The sequence below is a fragment of the Brachyspira sp. SAP_772 genome (genome assembly GCF_009755885.1).
Lineage (GTDB): Bacteria > Spirochaetota > Brachyspiria > Brachyspirales > Brachyspiraceae > Brachyspira.
Window position 1 is genome coordinate 1 of sequence record NZ_VYIX01000298.1, and the last position, 585, is coordinate 585.

The 585-nt window shown below is 25.2% G+C and carries 1 protein-coding gene; it reads left to right on the top strand.

The features are described 5' to 3' along the window. On the top strand, window positions 1-471 hold a 471-nt coding region (locus tag GQX97_RS14145), incomplete at its 5' end, for a septum formation initiator family protein (RefSeq protein WP_157152355.1). Window positions 472-585: the final 114 nt, after the last annotated feature.

Sequence of the window (585 nt, forward strand, 5' to 3'; positions counted from 1 at the left end):
TATGGTATAATAGTAGTTGGTTTAGYGTTGATTATTTTTTTATTYGTGTTTAGTTCTAAGGGGTTTATTAGCATAGATAAGCAAAAACAGGCTGTGGAAAAAAAGAGAGAAAAAATAGAAGAACTTGATAGAAAAAAGAAACAGATATTAAATAATATAGATAGACTTACAAATGACAGAGAATACATTCTTTCATATGCTAAAACTTTTGGATATTTAGATAGCTCTAAAAATGAAAAAATCATAAAAATAATACGTGATAATAATAAAGATTCTTATAATACATATAATTCAGAAGAGTATGTAGATAATAATAATACTGAAATGGCTGCTATTAATTCTAAAGGTGTTATTATTTTGGCTATATTGTTAGCAATAAGCTTTGTTATTTATGTATTATTTGTTAATAGAAATATCTTTATAAAGAAGCATGGCAATAATGTAGTTAATTATAAGGGTAGTTCAATGTGAACATAAAACCAGCATCATTTTGAAATGGTTCATAATATGGCACAAAACTAAAGCTTAATCCATCTTTTTTCTTACCATATATTCTTTGATAACTATCATAAGCAACTGTAGCAC